General features: G+C 35.6%; 16 protein-coding genes and 2 tRNA genes. 5 read left to right on the top strand and 13 right to left on the bottom strand.

Going from position 1 to position 14397, the window contains the following annotated elements:
• Window positions 1–74 precede the first annotated feature (74 nt).
• A complete protein-coding gene (locus tag ABD692_RS13890) occupies window positions 75–551 on the bottom strand; it encodes an Lrp/AsnC ligand binding domain-containing protein (RefSeq protein WP_056848148.1) in 477 nt (158 codons plus the stop codon).
• 156 nt (window positions 552–707) lie between these two features.
• Here ABD692_RS13890 and ABD692_RS13885 point away from each other — a divergent pair.
• The 3 genes from ABD692_RS13885 (at window position 708) to ABD692_RS13875 (ending at window position 2220) form a co-directional block, all read left to right on the top strand.
• Window positions 708–817 (top strand) — tRNA-Asp (locus tag ABD692_RS13885).
• A 96-nt stretch (window positions 818–913) separates the two neighbouring features.
• A tRNA-Asp gene (locus ABD692_RS13880) sits at window positions 914–1057 on the top strand.
• Between the two features lie 143 nt (window positions 1058–1200).
• Window positions 1201–2220: a LacI family DNA-binding transcriptional regulator gene (locus ABD692_RS13875; RefSeq protein ID WP_344767925.1), complete on the top strand. Its 1020-nt coding sequence runs from the start codon at window positions 1201–1203 to the stop codon at window positions 2218–2220.
• 57 nt (window positions 2221–2277) lie between these two features.
• On the opposite strand, the gene frr is transcribed toward ABD692_RS13875, so the two are convergent.
• The 9 genes from frr to pnuC all read right to left on the bottom strand — a co-directional run bounded on the left by frr (window position 2278) and on the right by pnuC (window position 8741).
• The gene (gene frr / locus ABD692_RS13870) at window positions 2278–2841 is read right to left on the bottom strand and encodes a ribosome recycling factor (protein ID WP_316755340.1); all 564 of its coding nucleotides are present in this window, start codon (window positions 2839–2841) and stop codon (window positions 2278–2280) included.
• 42 nt (window positions 2842–2883) lie between these two features.
• Complete coding sequence (gene pyrH, locus ABD692_RS13865) at window positions 2884–3588, bottom strand: UMP kinase (protein ID WP_316755342.1); 705 nt, start codon at window positions 3586–3588, stop codon at window positions 2884–2886.
• Window positions 3589–3652: 64 nt separating this feature from the next.
• Window positions 3653–4744, bottom strand: coding sequence for an N-acetylglucosamine-6-phosphate deacetylase (gene nagA / locus ABD692_RS13860; RefSeq protein ID WP_344767923.1), 1092 nt, complete (start codon window positions 4742–4744; stop codon window positions 3653–3655).
• Between the two features lie 303 nt (window positions 4745–5047).
• Window positions 5048–5893, bottom strand: a complete 846-nt coding sequence (tsf, locus tag ABD692_RS13855; RefSeq protein WP_316755346.1) for a translation elongation factor Ts — start codon at window positions 5891–5893, stop codon at window positions 5048–5050.
• A gap of 130 nt (window positions 5894–6023) precedes the next feature.
• Window positions 6024–6857: a 30S ribosomal protein S2 gene (rpsB, locus tag ABD692_RS13850; RefSeq protein ID WP_316755348.1), complete on the bottom strand. Its 834-nt coding sequence runs from the start codon at window positions 6855–6857 to the stop codon at window positions 6024–6026.
• 18 nt (window positions 6858–6875) lie between these two features.
• A complete protein-coding gene (rpsI, locus tag ABD692_RS13845; RefSeq protein ID WP_029279076.1) occupies window positions 6876–7262 on the bottom strand; it encodes a 30S ribosomal protein S9 in 387 nt (128 codons plus the stop codon).
• A 3-nt stretch (window positions 7263–7265) separates the two neighbouring features.
• The gene (gene rplM, locus ABD692_RS13840; protein WP_316755352.1) at window positions 7266–7709 is read right to left on the bottom strand and encodes a 50S ribosomal protein L13; all 444 of its coding nucleotides are present in this window, start codon (window positions 7707–7709) and stop codon (window positions 7266–7268) included.
• Between the two features lie 256 nt (window positions 7710–7965).
• The gene (locus tag ABD692_RS13835) at window positions 7966–8133 is read right to left on the bottom strand and encodes an adenylyltransferase/cytidyltransferase family protein (protein ID WP_344767917.1); all 168 of its coding nucleotides are present in this window, start codon (window positions 8131–8133) and stop codon (window positions 7966–7968) included.
• Window positions 8130–8741 (bottom strand): nicotinamide riboside transporter PnuC, encoded by a 612-nt coding sequence (gene pnuC, locus ABD692_RS13830; protein WP_344767915.1) that lies wholly within the window; start codon window positions 8739–8741, stop codon window positions 8130–8132. The genes ABD692_RS13835 and pnuC overlap by 4 nt, the downstream gene beginning before the upstream one ends.
• A 201-nt stretch (window positions 8742–8942) precedes the next feature.
• Here pnuC and ABD692_RS13825 point away from each other — a divergent pair, with 201 nt between their 5' ends.
• Window positions 8943–10022, top strand: coding sequence for a mechanosensitive ion channel family protein (locus tag ABD692_RS13825; RefSeq protein ID WP_316755358.1), 1080 nt, complete (start codon window positions 8943–8945; stop codon window positions 10020–10022).
• Window positions 10023–10093: 71 nt separating this feature from the next.
• Here ABD692_RS13825 and ABD692_RS13820 read toward each other — a convergent pair whose 3' ends face one another.
• The gene (locus ABD692_RS13820) at window positions 10094–12385 is read right to left on the bottom strand and encodes a Tex family protein (RefSeq protein ID WP_344767912.1); all 2292 of its coding nucleotides are present in this window, start codon (window positions 12383–12385) and stop codon (window positions 10094–10096) included.
• Between the two features lie 339 nt (window positions 12386–12724).
• On the opposite strand from ABD692_RS13820, the gene ABD692_RS13815 reads away from it, so the two are divergent.
• Window positions 12725–13360, top strand: a complete 636-nt coding sequence (locus ABD692_RS13815; protein WP_344767910.1) for a hypothetical protein — start codon at window positions 12725–12727, stop codon at window positions 13358–13360.
• Here the strand turns inward: ABD692_RS13815 and ABD692_RS13810 are convergent.
• On the bottom strand, window positions 13357–13731 hold the full coding sequence (locus tag ABD692_RS13810) for an iron chaperone (protein ID WP_344767908.1): 375 nt from the start codon (window positions 13729–13731) through the stop codon (window positions 13357–13359). The two genes, ABD692_RS13815 and ABD692_RS13810, sit on opposite strands and share 4 nt — an antisense overlap.
• Window positions 13732–13775: 44 nt before the next feature.
• Entirely contained in the window at window positions 13776–14348 is a 573-nt protein-coding gene (locus tag ABD692_RS13805) for a pentapeptide repeat-containing protein (protein ID WP_344767906.1), read from the bottom strand.
• Window positions 14349–14397: the final 49 nt, after the last annotated feature.

Raw genomic sequence — 14397 nt, 5'->3', positions numbered from 1 at the left:
CTGCAATTATAAACAGTTTAAATACCTCAAACCTTAAGAGACTTATGTTGCTTATGCTTTCAGCTTTAATCTTTCTACCCTAATTCAATCTGGCGTTTAATACTCTCTTCTAACGATATTAAAGTTTCCGTACGCTGAATTCCATTAACGGCTTGTATTTCCTCATTTAAAACATGGCGTAAATGGTTTGTATCTCTACAGATAATTTTGGCGAACATACTGTAAGATCCAGTAGTGTAATGCAACTCGACTACTTCTTTTATTTTACTTAGCTGCGCTACGGCATCTTTATATTGAATTCCTTTCTCTAAGTAAATCCCTAAAAATGCGCAAATATCATATCCAGCCTTTTGCGGGTCTATTATTAAGTGCGAACCCTTAATAATACCCATTTCCTGCAGTTTTTTCATTCTAACATGAATTGTACCGCCCGAAACAATCAGATCTTTAGCAATCTCTGTATAAGGTTTTGTGGCATCCTGCATCAATTGTTTTAAAATATCAATGTCTAGGTTGTCAATTTCTAAATTGGAATTGTCTTTTTTAAGCATATTTTCTAATTCTGTCAAGCAAATTTAGTAAAAATTATCAATATTATAAAAATAAAATTAAATGATTAAAAAATTTGCAAGGTATTGGATGTTCCTTTACATTTGTATCAAGCAATTAACAAAAAGGGAACGTTCTTTAAAAATTGTTTAACATAATGTAGGGTGGTGAAACAGGCAGACACACCTCCTTGTCTCGGTGGCGGAGAATAATGGGAAAACCAGCAATGGCTAACCACTCCTTGAAGGTTCGATTCCTTCCCCTACAGCACTAAAGTTATAAGTTCGAAGTTATAAGTTTTACGTTTCATATTTTGAAACCTTACTTATTACTTAAAATGTATCACTTATAACTTAGTTAATAATGTTGGGTGGTGAAATTGGCAGACACGCCTCCTTGTCTCGGTGGTGGGGAATAATGGGACAAACGCAGTTTATTGGGTTGACCACAATTAATTTTTTGAACTGTAGCTAACTACCCCTTGAAGGTTCGACTCCTTCCCCAACAGCATTTTTTATGAATAATAAGTTAGTTAATTGAGCAATCCTGGATAGGTTGCTCTTTTTCTTTTTATAGGCATTCTGTTAAATTTTTGATCTGTAAATAAATATTTCACTATATTCCGTTCATTATTAACGTTGCCCAAAATTAATGACTACAAAAATAAAAATTAAAGATATCGCAGATGAACTTAAAATCTCTTCTACAACGGTTTCATTTGTAATAAACGGCAAAGCAAAAGAAAAAAATATTAGTATTGCTGTTGCTAAAAAGGTTTTAGATCTTGTCGCAGAATGGGGTTATCAACCCAACTCATTGGCTAAGAGTTTAAGAACAGGGAAGTCGAAAATTATAGGTTTTTTAGTTGATGATATCTCTGAGCCTTTTTTTTCCAGAATTGCCCGATTAATTGATGAAAAAGCATCAGAGCATGGCTATAAAATTCTTTTTAGCAGTACGCGAAATAATAATGAAAAGGCAAAGGAATTACTTCAGATTTTTAGAGACAGACATGTAGATGGTTATGTTATTGCATTACCAGAAGGCCTCGAAGCTGAGGTAGAAAGGTTAATTAAAACTGAAGTTCCTGTGGTGCTTTTTGATCGTTATGTGCCAGGAATGGAAAGCGATTATGTGGTAACAAATAATGATGAAAGCGTTTTTAGGGCGACACAGCATCTTGTTGAAAATGGGTATAAAAACATTGGTTTCGTAACTATCGAAACTGAGCAGCAGCAAATGTTAGATCGTTTGCTCGGTTACGAAAAATCAATTGAAGAGAATGGCTTTAAAAAGAGTATCTTAAAGATTGAATACAAAAATTCTGAGAATTCAATTAAAGAAATAACAACTTTTGTTAAAAGTAATACAAAGCTCGATGCTGTAATTTTTGCTGCTAACTATATTTGTATGGATGGTTTGCGTGCTTTCAGGCAGTTAGATATTAACACCTTAAATAAAATTGCAGTTCTATCTTTTGATGATTTCGAATTGCTGGAATTCTACAATCCGCCAATTACCGCTATTGCACAGCCTATTGAAGAAATTGCAGATAACATCATGAAAATCTTGCTGTCAAAGCTCAATGGAAATATTAAGGCATTAGAATACAAGCAGGTTACGTTGCCTGCTTTATTAAATGTAAGAGGTTCTACTTTAAAAAGAGCTTAAACAAAAAAGGAACAGTTATAAACTGTTCCTTTTTTGTTTAAATATAAAGTGTTAACGTTAAACAGTCATTACATCCTTTTCTTTTGCTTCAGCGTGCTTATCAACCTTGATAATATAAGCGTCAGTTAATTTCTGAACTTCACCTTCGCCAGTTTTAATTTCGTCATCCGAAACACTTTCACCTTTTAATTTTTGAATTTTGGTGTTTGCATCTTTACGGATGTTACGAACCGTAATACGGCCGCGTTCTGCTTCTTCTTTTACCTTTTTAACCAGGTCTTTTCTTCTTTCTTCTGTTAAAGGTGGTACAACTAAACGAATAACAATACCGTCGTTTTGTGGGTTAATGCCAATATTAGCTACCTGAATAGCTTTTTCTATAACCGTTAAAAGTGCTTTTTCCCAAGGTTGAATAACAATAGTTCTCGCATCTGGAGTGTTAATGCTTGCAACTTGTGATAACGCTGTAGATGCACCATAGTAATCTACAAAAATACCATCCAGCATTCCTGCTGATGCTTTGCCAGCTCTAATTTTAGTCAATTCAGCTTCACAATGATCGATTGCTTTATCCATTGCAGATTGAGCATCCATTAATTGTAATTGTATGAGGTCGTTCATAATTGTGTGTATTTCTACAAAAATAATAATTTTTTTAAACGGTTACTTAACCAAAGTACCAATTGGTTCGCCATTTGCAATTTTCATAAAATTGCCATGCTTATTCATATCAAACACAATAATGGGAACTTGGTTTTCTTCGCATAAAGTAAATGCTGTCATATCCATAACATTTAATCCTTTAGCATAAACTTCTCTGAAAGAAATTTCATCGTATTTAGTTGCTGTAGCATCTTTTTCAGGATCGGCGGTATAAATACCATCAACTCTTGTTCCTTTTAAAACAGCATCGGCTTTAATTTCAATTGCTCTTAATGCTGCAGCAGAATCTGTTGTGAAATATGGATTTCCTGTTCCTGCGCCAAAAATTACCACACGACCTTTTTCTAAGTGACGTACAGCTCTTCTACGGATAAATGGCTCGCATATCTGCTCCATTTTAATTGCAGTAAGTAAACGGGTTTTAATACCAACTTTTTCTAGCGCATCTTGTAATGCCATAGAATTGATAACAGTAGCTAACATGCCCATATAATCGGCTTGTGCTCTGTCCATCCCACTTTTTTCGGCACTAAGACCTCTAAAAATATTTCCACCACCAATTACAATTGCAATTTCGAGTCCTTTGTCGTGTACTGCCTTAATATCTTCAGCATATTGTTTAACACGTTCATTATCAATACCGTATTGTTTATCGCCCATTAGCGATTCGCCGCTAAGCTTTAGTAGGATGCGTTTGTATTTCATGACCTCAAAAATATTAACAATTTTTTAATACCTAGCTATGGTTTGCAACAAATGATGTAAATATTTAGATTGATATCTGCTTTCCTTGAAATATGACTTCTTTGAGGTTTAATTCTTTATCGAGAAGCAAAATATTAGCCTGGAAACCTTTATCAATTTTCCCGATTGAATTGTCCATTGCAATTAATTTTGATGGGTAAATTGTAGCCATATTTAAAGCATCAACTAAGCTTATATCGCAATGCGATACACAATTTTTAACCGCCTGCAGCATGGTTAATGATGAACCAGATAATGTTCCGTCGGGCATTACAAATTTATCGCCACTGGCCACATGCTGATAAGGTCCTGTCGAACATTCTGTAACTGCATCAGTAATTAAAAATAAACGCTCTTTTAGAAGTTTTTGTGCAAATTTTACCACTTCGAAGTTTAAATGCTGGCCATCTGCTATAATACTTGCCATAGCCTTATCATGACTAAAAACAGCTGTTGGTATCCCAGGCTCGCGATGGTGAATTGGGCTCATCGCATTAAACAAATGCGTGGTGGTTTGAATGCCCTTGTTATAAGCCGCGGTTGCCTCCTCGAAAGTTGCATTGCTGTGCCCTAGAGAAACTACAACATCATGATCAATTAAGTATTGAATAACTTCATCATCTTGCAATTCAGGTGCAATTGTCATCATTTTAATAACGCCATCGCCAAAGTCTAAGAGTGCTTTAATTTCATCAAGAGATGCTTTACGAACAAATTCTGGAACATGAGCGCCTAAACGTTTCGGATTTAAGAAAGGTCCTTCTAGGTGTAAGCCTAAGAAATTTCTGGCAGATGACTGATACGCTTTCGCGGCCTTTATACACTCATTAAAAACTTCGGGTGTATTTGTGGCCATGCAAGCCAAAAAGCCTGTAGTTCCTTTCTTTAGTAAATCATCTTCCATGATTTGAAGCGATTCTACTGTTGGATCTGCAGAAAATAATCGTCCTCCGCTGCCATAAATTTGTAGATCGATAAAACCTGGTACAATAAATTCTGCTTTGGAATCTTCTTCCGATGATTCAATGGAAATGATTTTACCTTGATCGATTTTAATGCTTTTTCTTTCTTGCAAACCATCGCCATCGTAAAATTTAGCATTTGAAATATTGAACATAAGATTTGTTTTTTTACTGGCCTAAGTTACTAAGTTGAAACCAATTTTGAGTTTTGTGTAACCGCCTTTGTTTTTAAACCCGATATCCTGGAAATACTTTTTGTTTGGTTATCGTTTTAGATTACCACCTCGTTCCTCCTGGCAACAACGATATGGGTAAGGAAGAAGAAGCCAAAAAGATTGAAACAATAGCGGGACTATATTTACAGAAGAGCAATAACCTTTAATTTTCAAAAGAGAAAAGACAAAAAAAATCCGTTCCAATTTAACATCGGAACGGATTTTAATATATTTTATTAATGCTTATGCTCCTAATTGAACACGTTTGAAAGCTGTTACAGTTAATCCTTTAGCTGTGTTGTCTAAGAATTTACGAACATCTACAGAACCATCTTTAACAAACTCTTGGTTTAATAAAGTACTGTCTTTGTAGAATTTGTTTAATTTACCAGCAGCGATTTTTTCAACCATTTCTTCTGGTTTGCCTTCTTGACGGATTACATCTTTAGCAATTTCGATTTCACGCTCGATAGTAGCAGGATCAACACCGTCTTTATCAACAGCAACTGGGTTCATTGCAGCAATTTGCATTGCAACATCTTTACCTGCTTCAGTGATATCAACACCATTAGCACCTTCAAATACTACTAAAACACCCATTTTACCGTTAGAGTGGATATAAGAAACGATTTTTTCGCCAGAGATATTTGCATATTCTTGAATAACGATTTTCTCACCGATTTTACCAGTTAATTCAGTAATTGTTTCGGCAACTGTACGTCCATCTTCCAAAGTAATTGCTGATAATTCTTCAGTAGAAGCAGGATTGTTAGCAACCGCAGCAGCTAAAACAGTTTGAGCTAAATTACGGAAATCTTCAACTTTAGAAACTGGTTCAGTCTCACAAGCTAAAGCAACTAATTTACCATTTGTGCCATCTGCTGAAACATTGATTGATACCAGACCTTCAGAAGTAGCATTACCAGAACGAGCGGCAGATACTTTTTGACCTTTTTTACGCAATAAATCAACAGCAGCTTCGAAATCGCCATTAGCTTCAACTAAAGCTTTTTTGCAATCCATCATACCAGCGCCAGTTTGTTGGCGTAGTTTGTTTACATCTGCGGCAGTAATTTGTACTGTAGACATTTTATTTCCTTTTTTAAATTTTACAATCTTGTTTATAACAATTACAGGTTACAAGTTACAAGCCGAAAGTTAAACTCATGTTAAGCCAACTTAAAACCTGAAACCAGTAACCTGCAATTAAAAAATATTACTATTCTTCTGTTTTAGTTTCTTCTGATGAAGGCGCTTCAACTTCTGCTTCAGCAGTTTTTTTACGTCTTGGTTCTTTAACCTCTGGCGCATCTGCTGCAGTTTTAGCTGCTACTGCTTCTTTTTCAGCCTCATCATCTTTTTCGCGTTTACGTTCTTCTAAACCTTCTTCAATAGCTTTGATAATTACATCAGTAATTAAAGAGATTGATTTAGTAGCATCATCATTCGCTGGAATAGGGAAATCGATGTTAGAAGGATCAGAGTTAGTATCAACCATCGCAAAAGTTGGGATGTTTAATTTTAACGCTTCAGTTACTGCGATGTGCTCTTTCTTAACATCAATTAAGAATAAAGCTGCAGGTAAACGGTTTAAATCAGCAATACCACCTAAAAGTGATTCTAATTTAATACGCTCACGTTGAATCATTAAACGCTCTTTTTTAGATAAGATCGCATAAGTACCGTCTTTAGTCATTTTATCGATGGTAACCATCTTTTTAATTGACTTACGAACTGTAGCAAAGTTAGTTAACATACCACCTAACCAACGCTCGGTTACGAAAGGCATGTTTACTTTTTTAGCTTGCTCAGCTACGATTCCTTTTGCTTGTTTTTTTGTTGAAACAAATAATACTTTACGTCCTGATTTTACGATTTGTTTAATCGCAGCCGCAGCTTCTTCAGTTTTAGTTAAAGTTTTATTTAAATCTATAATGTGAATTCCATTACGCTCCATGAAAATGTAAGGAGCCATTTTTGGATTCCATTTACGGGTAAGGTGACCAAAGTGTACACCTGCATCCAATAAGTCTTGATAAGTTGTTCTTGCCATTGTTCTTGCCTCCTGTGATTAACGTTTACTGAATTGGAATTTCTTACGAGCTTTAGCACGTCCTGGTTTCTTACGCTCAACCATACGCATATCACGCGTCATTAGGCCTTTAGCACGTAATGCAGGTTTTTTCTCCGCATCTAGTTCAACAATCGCTTTAGCAATAGCTAAACGAACAGCTTCTGCTTGTCCTTTTACTCCACCACCTTGAACGTTTACAGTGATATCATAACGACCTACAAGTTCAGAAACTTCTAAACTCTGGTTTACGATATATTGCAAAGGTAAAGTTGGGAAATATACTTTGTGATCTTTACCGTTAACGGTAATTGCGCCAGCACCATCTTTTAAGTAGATACGTGCAACAGCTGTTTTTCTTCTGCCTGAAGTGTTAGTAACTGACATTTCTTAAAGTTTAATGGTTTTTGGAGATTGAGCCGCATGAGGGTGAGTTTCACCAGCATACACAAAAAGATTGGTGTATAATTTTTTACCCAATTTAGTTTTCGGTAACATACCACGTACCGCTTTCTCGATTACACGTTGAGGGTGTTTCGCCATTAACTCCTTAGGAGAAATAAAACGTTGACCACCTGGATAACCAGTATAAGAAACATATTGCTTTTGGCTGAATTTGTTTCCTGTCAATTTAACCTTGTCTGCATTGATAACAATAACGTTATCTCCGCAATCTACGTGTGGGGTGTATTCAGGCTTGTTTTTACCACGGATGATCATAGCGATCTTCGATGACAAGCGCCCCAAAATCTCGCCTTGTGCATCAACAACAATCCACTGTTTGTTAACAGTTTTCGCATTGGCAGAGACAGTTTTGTAACTTAACGTATTCACTTGCTTGTATTTAATTTATTAAACAATTTATTATTCCCATTAAAATTGGGACTGCAAAGATAGGTAGAAAACTTTTATTATCAAATAGTTGAAGATAAAAAAGTTTGATCATTTATCGTCGTAGCGAAGAGCATAGCGATGTGGCAATCTGATTGGAAGATTATTTGGAAATCAAAATCAGTGATTCTTCGGCAAAGTTTGGTCGGGCTTTGCGCTAAATCTTTTAAATACTTCCGTCATGCTAAGGCACGAAGCATCAGCTTCCTTTAATCCATTGAAAGCGTAATTCAGGATTGATTTTGTCATCTGGTGTGTAACTCATCGATACGATCAGTTCATCGCATTGCGACGCAGCAAACTTTATTAATGCAGTGTGGCCATTGTGAATAGGCATAAACTTGCCAATTACTAAACCTCTTTTCATGCAATTTTGCTATAGCCTCTATACTCCTTAATCCAATTCCACAAGGCAAACGCTGCAATAATGGTGAATACAAAATATTCTACGCCGAAAAATTTTGCACCTTTTAAAAAGTATAAATAGGTTGCTATAACATCAATCAGCAGCCAGATAATCCAACATTCAATTCTTTTTTGAATCATTAAAAATGTTGTAATTATACTCATTACTAAAATAAAGGAATCTACAAAAGGGTAAGCGCTCGGCAAATTGAATAACAAAGGGAACCAATTGTGAAGCTGGCTGGCCAAAGTTCCGACAAGTATAGTTCCAGCAATACCTACAGCAAGCCAAACTAAGAATTGCCCTCGAGGCATAAAACTCACTTTTAACTCTTTCTTTTTGTCTTCTTCTTCGGGTTTTGGATTAGCCCACCGCCACCAGCCTAAAATATTGGTTACGAAAAAGAAAACCATTAAAAACATATCAGGATAAAGCTGAATCTGATAGTAAAAAAAAGCCGATAAAAATACATTTACAATGCCTGCTGGCCAGCTCCATATATTTGCCTTAGCCGAAAGAGTAACAGAAATTATACCGGTAAGAACCGCAAAGAATTCCAAATAACTCATTTGGTAACCAAGAACGCTAAAAAATATAGTATGGGAATTGAAAAAATCCATGTTCAAATTTCGTTTTCAATAAGAAAGCCCTAATGTATATAATTTATGTCTTTGTTCGTTTTCTTGCTCACAAACAAAATGTAAAAGATGGTGTTATTAAACTATCTAATGGTTTTTTCAGCCTTATTTATTAACCAACAAATTTCTTAAATGCAGTATTTAGATAATATTTTCGGTTATCCCATTCCATTATTTTTAAAAAACATAATTATTGGTGTAGTAGCAATTGTGCTTGGCATTCTAATTAAGTTCATCATACATAAGATGTTTATCTTACTTTCTCGTTGGTGGGATTTTATTATCATTAAATCGACTATTAAACACTTAAGAAGACCTGTTGCTGTTTTTATCCCATTACTTTTTTTAAATTTTTCTTTGGATTTAATGGTGATGCCAGCTAAAATACGATTGCCATTGGATAAGGTACTTGAAATAGGTTTAACCATCACTTTCGCCTTAATTTTAGTCAGGTTAATCAATGTTTTAGAAGACTTTTTCTACCTCAAGTACGACCTAAATAAAGAGAATAATTTAAAAGAGCGTAAAATCAGGACCCAACTTCAGTTTGTTAGAAAGTTTATTGTGTCGTTAATTATTCTAATAACTGCTGCGATTATTCTATTAAGTTTCGAAAGTATGCGTAAAATAGGGGCAGGTTTGCTTACTGGTGTTGGAATTGGTGGAATAATAATTGGCTTTGCCGCACAAAAATCTTTAGGAAATTTACTTGCTGGCTTTCAAATAGCCTTCACTCAGCCCATCAGAATTGATGATGTTTTAATTGTAGAGGGCGAATGGGGGAAAGTAGAAGAAATTACCTTAACCTATGTGGTGGTTAACATTTGGGATCAACGCCGCCTAATTCTTCCCATTACGTATTTTATAGAAAAGCCCTTTCAAAACTGGACCAGGGTTTCGGCCGATTTATTAGGAACCGTTTTTCTTTATCTCGATTATACGATTCCAATTGAACCTTTAAGGCAAGAAATGACAAGGCTTTTAAGCTCAAATCCCCTTTGGGATAAAAGAGTAAATGTTGTGCAAGTTACCGATAGCACAAAGGATGGCTCGATAGAAGTACGTTTTTTAATGAGTGCTTCGAACTCATCTCGTGCTTTTGATTTACGTTGTAACATCCGCGAAGCGATGATTGCCTTTATCCAAACCAATTATCCTGGAAGTTTACCTAAAAAAAGGTTGGAGTTTAAAGATAAATTTGATGGAATATAGGTTTGTCAGTCTGAGCCTGTCGAAGACATTTAAAAATACTTTGACAAGCTCAGTACGACATATATCGAGAACTATTTAAACATCCCTTTCAGCTTTGCTAATTTCTCCTGTAAATCACCTTCAGCATCTTTAGGCTCATTTTTAGGTTTAATATTGGGCTTCGAATTATTTGGCTTAAAATTCTGTTTTGATCTTTCCTCTTTTGGTTTCTTGTTTTGGTCTTTCTGCTTTACGCTTTCTTCAGTCTTCATAGAAAGCGAAATTCTTTTACGAGCAACATCAATTTCCATAACGGTAACCTCTACCTTTTGATGAACTTTAACGATGTCGTTAGGGTTTGCTACAAAGCGGTTTGCCAACTGACTAGTATGAACCAAACCATCCTGGTGAACGCCGATATCAACAAAAGCACCGAAGTTGGTAATGTTCGTTACGATTCCTGGTAACTTCATGCCCGTTCTTAAATCAGCAATTTCATTAACGCCATCAGTAAAACTGAAAGCTTCAAATTGCTCACGCGGGTCGCGACCAGGCTTTGCAAGTTCTTTTAAAATATCGGTTAAGGTTGGTAAACCTATTTCAGCGGTAACATATTGTTGCGGTTTAATTTGCTTTTGCAATTGGGTATCTTTCATCAACGCAGAAACCGTTGTACCTAAATCTTTTGCCATTTTATCAACCACAGCATAACGCTCTGGGTGAACGCCACTGGTATCTAAAACGTTTTCAGCGTTGCGAATACGTAAGAAACCTGCCGCTTGTTCATACGCTTTATCGCCCAGGCGAGGCACTTTTTTCAAGCTTTCACGGTTTTTAAATGCACCGTTTGTGTTTCTATAATCAACAATGTTTTGAGCTAAAGTTGGGCCCAAACCCGAAACATAGGCTAAAATTTGTTTTGAAGCCGTGTTTAATTCTACACCGACAGCATTTACGGCACTAATTACGGTATCATCTAAACTTGCCTGTAATTTATTTTGGTCAACATCATGTTGGTATTGCCCAACGCCAATAGATTTTGGGTCGATTTTTACCAATTCTGCCAATGGGTCCATCAAACGGCGACCGATTGAAACGGCCCCACGAACAGTAATATCTTGAGTTGGAAATTCTTCGCGGGCAACATCCGATGCTGAATAAATTGATGCCCCACTTTCGTTAACCATTACAATCGTAACATTTGCTAAATTTAAACCACGCACAAAAGATTCGGTTTCTCTTCCAGCTGTTCCGTTGCCAATAGCAATGGCTTCAATATTGTGTTTTTCGCATAACTGCTTAATAGCAACTTCTGCATTTTTTACATTTCCTTGTCCTGTATGTGGGTAAATGGCCGTATTTTCCAATAGCTGACCTTGTTTATCTAAACAAACAACTTTACAACCCGTACGGAAACCTGGGTCGATAGCCAGAACATTTTTTTGCCCCATTGGTGCAGCTAACAATAACTGACGAGCATTTTCTGCGAAAACACGAATCGCTTCTTCATCAGCTTTTTGCTTGGTTAAAACACGCAATTCGGTTTCCATTGCAGGCTCAAGCAAACGTTTATAACCGTCTTCCAAAGCTTGCTGAACTTGTTTCGATGCTGCGTTATTTCCTAAAATAAACTGGTTTTCTAAAATAGCCAATGCATCTTCTGCAGGAGGCAAGGCATCTAAACGTAAAATCAATTCTTTTTCGCCACGGCGCATGGCTAAAACACGGTGAGAAGCGGCAGTTTTTACAGGTTCACTCCATTCAAAATAATCCTTGTATTTTATTCCTTCTTCTTCTTTTCCTTTAATAACTTCGGCTTTAAAAGCTGCTTTATCTTGAAAATAAGTACGCATTTTCGTTCTTGCTTCTGCATTTTCAGAAATCATTTCGGCAATAATATCTCGAGCGCCAGCCAAAGCTTCATCCAAGGTATTTACACCTTTTTCAGTATCAATGAACTTGTCGGCCTCCGCATCTAAATCAAAACTCTTTTGGTCGAAAATTTGTAGAGCCAATGGTTCCAAACCTTTTTCTTTGGCCATCGAAGCACGGGTTTTGCGTTTCGGTTTATATGGCAAATAAATATCTTCTAAAAGTGAAATGGTTTCGGCCTCGTTAATCTGTTTTTCAAGCTCGGGTGTTAACTTTCCTAGTTCAGTCATCGATTTTAGAATCGCTTCACGGCGCTTATCTAAATCTCGTAATTGTAATACTCTATCGCGAATTCCAGCAACCTGCACTTCATCTAAACTTCCTGTTAATTCTTTACGGTAACGTGAAATAAAAGGCACGGTTGCACCTTCATCTAATAAGCTTATGGTAGCTGTTACTTGTTTTTCTGCAACTTTTAGTTCGGCTGCAATTATTTTATGGTGAGTTAACATATTCTAAAATTAATGTGGCAAAGCTAATCAGGATTTACTGGATTTAAGGATTTTTAAAATGAAGTTTTCCACCAGAAATTGTGAGTAATTTGTCGCTTCGCGTACTTGGATTTGAAAGATTAAATGATTTTAGGATTTTGTAGTTTCCTTCTTTTTTTGAAAAGCAAAGGCAAAATCCTTGTTTATTGTTAGTCTGGCTTTACTCTAAATTCCAGATGAAAAATCGCGATATACCGCTTCAATCCCGTTTAGATAATTCGGATATTGCTGCTATTTTTGGTTGCATGATGCAGAGATAGAAATTATGGAAAAGTAAAATAATCGCATCATATTTATAAAATGAAAAATGTAATAGTTATTCTATTGATATTTTGCTTTGGATGTGGTTATGAAACTCATGAAAATAAGGAAAATGTTGATGAAGAGGTTCAGGTTATCTTGAATACATTTGAAAATGCTGTTATTGCAGTATCAGAAAACGATTTTGATGAGCTAAGAAGAGCCATGGTTCAATTTCGACCTAAAGGAGGTAAGGAAATTAATTTAAGCAAAATACCGAAAGTACCTATAAATAGAAAGCATCTATATTTAACAAATGACACCTTAAATGAAACGGGTCAAAAGTTGTCTAATAATTTATCTTCAAAGCCAATAGCGATATCAATACATCCAGATTCCATTGGTGAAATATTGAAGAATACTAAGCTTAAATTTTTACCAGCAAATTTGACAACAAACTCAAAAAAATATGAGATTAGAAATGATTCATCAGTCATTCATGACAGAAACTTTAATGGAAATCTGATTTTTACTCGAGTTGTTTTTAACAAAAATAAAACAAGGGCTTGCTATGTCTTTTCACAGAGTAAGAAAGTTGGCTATCAGAATTTTTGGAGCATGGGTACTATTATCTATGCAAAGAAAGTAAACGGAGTTTGGGTTTTCGATAAAGAAGAAGAACTTTGGATAACCTAAAGTTTTTTCTTCGCGGCTTTCTCTAAATCTCTTTCGGCTTTGAATTTTGTAATTCGAGAAATTAAATCTAAAGGCATAGGCTTATCAATAGGAAACTGAACTGCTCCTTTGCTCCATTTATAATTTTCGAATTTATGCTGAAAAGCTTCAATGCCCGAACCTGTAGGGTAAAAACCGATATGCTTTTTGTAAGCCGCAAAATAAACTAAAACACCATTTTGTTTAAATGCAGGCATTTTATAGCTGATAACTTCTTTTGCGTTTGGTACGGCTTTATGAATAGTTTCGCGGGCTTGTTGTAGAATTTGCTGCGTTTTTATTGGAAATAAAGCAACATATTCATCTATGGTTTTTGGGTCTGTTTTTTCCATAACATTGAAATCTTGATATGAAAATACGAAAAATCTAAATTAATTTATTCACTAACCTGGATATCGTATTTGTGTAAAAGACCTGCTAAACCAGATTTAGAAAACCTTGCTTTTTTAATGCGGTTATTATCTGGGTCGATGGAATAGTTATAGCCCGTTCTGAAATCGGCTTTTTCTAGAATGGTTCTGTCGAAAGTTGCGCTCAGTAAATCGCAATTGTCGAAAGTTGAATTTGCCAAGTCGCACTCAGAAAAATCGACTTCGTGTAATTGGGTGTTTTTGAAATGGGTTTTCTTCAATTTCAGTTTGTAGAAAGAGGAATGGTCTAATTTGCAATTCTCAAAACTGAAAGCCAAACCGAAATCGTTACAATTTTCAAACCGCAAGCCAAGCATTTTACAGTCGTTAAAGCTAATCTCGTTAAATGAAGTTTTGGATAAAGTTGCTAAACTCAAATTGCATGAAATAAATTCACAATCGAGAAATTTTAAACCACTTAAATCGGAATTTGCAAAGTTGCAATTAATGAATTTACAGTTTTCGTATTCGGCTTTTGGTAATGATCGTAAAGTAAAATCTTCTTTATTAAATGTTTGTTCGGCTATGTATTCAGACATTTTGATGGGACGTTTTTGTTGTAGCGAAGATAAAAAATATCGCTTGATT

Origin of the sequence: Pedobacter ginsengiterrae (assembly GCF_039537385.1) — a bacterium.
Taxonomy (GTDB): Bacteria; Bacteroidota; Bacteroidia; order Sphingobacteriales; family Sphingobacteriaceae; genus Pedobacter; species Pedobacter ginsengiterrae.
Note: the sequence above shows the minus strand (reverse complement) of the source record. Positions and strands in the feature narration are given on the sequence as shown.

Excerpts from the sequence above, each read along its gene's own strand:
- nagA (WP_344767923.1), bottom strand. The coding sequence starts at position 4,744 with ATGTTCAATATTTCAAATGCTAAATTTTACGATGGCGATGGTTTGCAA.
- tsf (WP_316755346.1), bottom strand. The coding sequence starts at position 5,893 with ATGTCTACAGTACAAATTACTGCCGCAGATGTAAACAAACTACGCCAA.
- rpsB (WP_316755348.1), bottom strand. The coding sequence starts at position 6,857 with ATGGCAAGAACAACTTATCAAGACTTATTGGATGCAGGTGTACACTTT.
- ABD692_RS13875 (WP_344767925.1), top strand. The coding sequence starts at position 1,201 with ATGACTACAAAAATAAAAATTAAAGATATCGCAGATGAACTTAAAATC.
- ABD692_RS13890 (WP_056848148.1), bottom strand. The coding sequence starts at position 551 with ATGCTTAAAAAAGACAATTCCAATTTAGAAATTGACAACCTAGACATT.
- pyrH (WP_316755342.1), bottom strand. The coding sequence starts at position 3,588 with ATGAAATACAAACGCATCCTACTAAAGCTTAGCGGCGAATCGCTAATG.
- ABD692_RS13825 (WP_316755358.1), top strand. The coding sequence starts at position 8,943 with ATGCAGTATTTAGATAATATTTTCGGTTATCCCATTCCATTATTTTTA.
- ABD692_RS13815 (WP_344767910.1), top strand. The coding sequence starts at position 12,725 with ATGAAAAATGTAATAGTTATTCTATTGATATTTTGCTTTGGATGTGGT.
- rpsI (WP_029279076.1), bottom strand. The coding sequence starts at position 7,262 with ATGTCAGTTACTAACACTTCAGGCAGAAGAAAAACAGCTGTTGCACGT.
- ABD692_RS13820 (WP_344767912.1), bottom strand. The coding sequence starts at position 12,385 with ATGTTAACTCACCATAAAATAATTGCAGCCGAACTAAAAGTTGCAGAA.
- ABD692_RS13810 (WP_344767908.1), bottom strand. The coding sequence starts at position 13,731 with ATGGAAAAAACAGACCCAAAAACCATAGATGAATATGTTGCTTTATTT.
- ABD692_RS13835 (WP_344767917.1), bottom strand. The coding sequence starts at position 8,133 with ATGAAAAGAGGTTTAGTAATTGGCAAGTTTATGCCTATTCACAATGGC.
- frr (WP_316755340.1), bottom strand. The coding sequence starts at position 2,841 with ATGAACGACCTCATACAATTACAATTAATGGATGCTCAATCTGCAATG.
- pnuC (WP_344767915.1), bottom strand. The coding sequence starts at position 8,741 with ATGAGTTATTTGGAATTCTTTGCGGTTCTTACCGGTATAATTTCTGTT.
- ABD692_RS13805 (WP_344767906.1), bottom strand. The coding sequence starts at position 14,348 with ATGTCTGAATACATAGCCGAACAAACATTTAATAAAGAAGATTTTACT.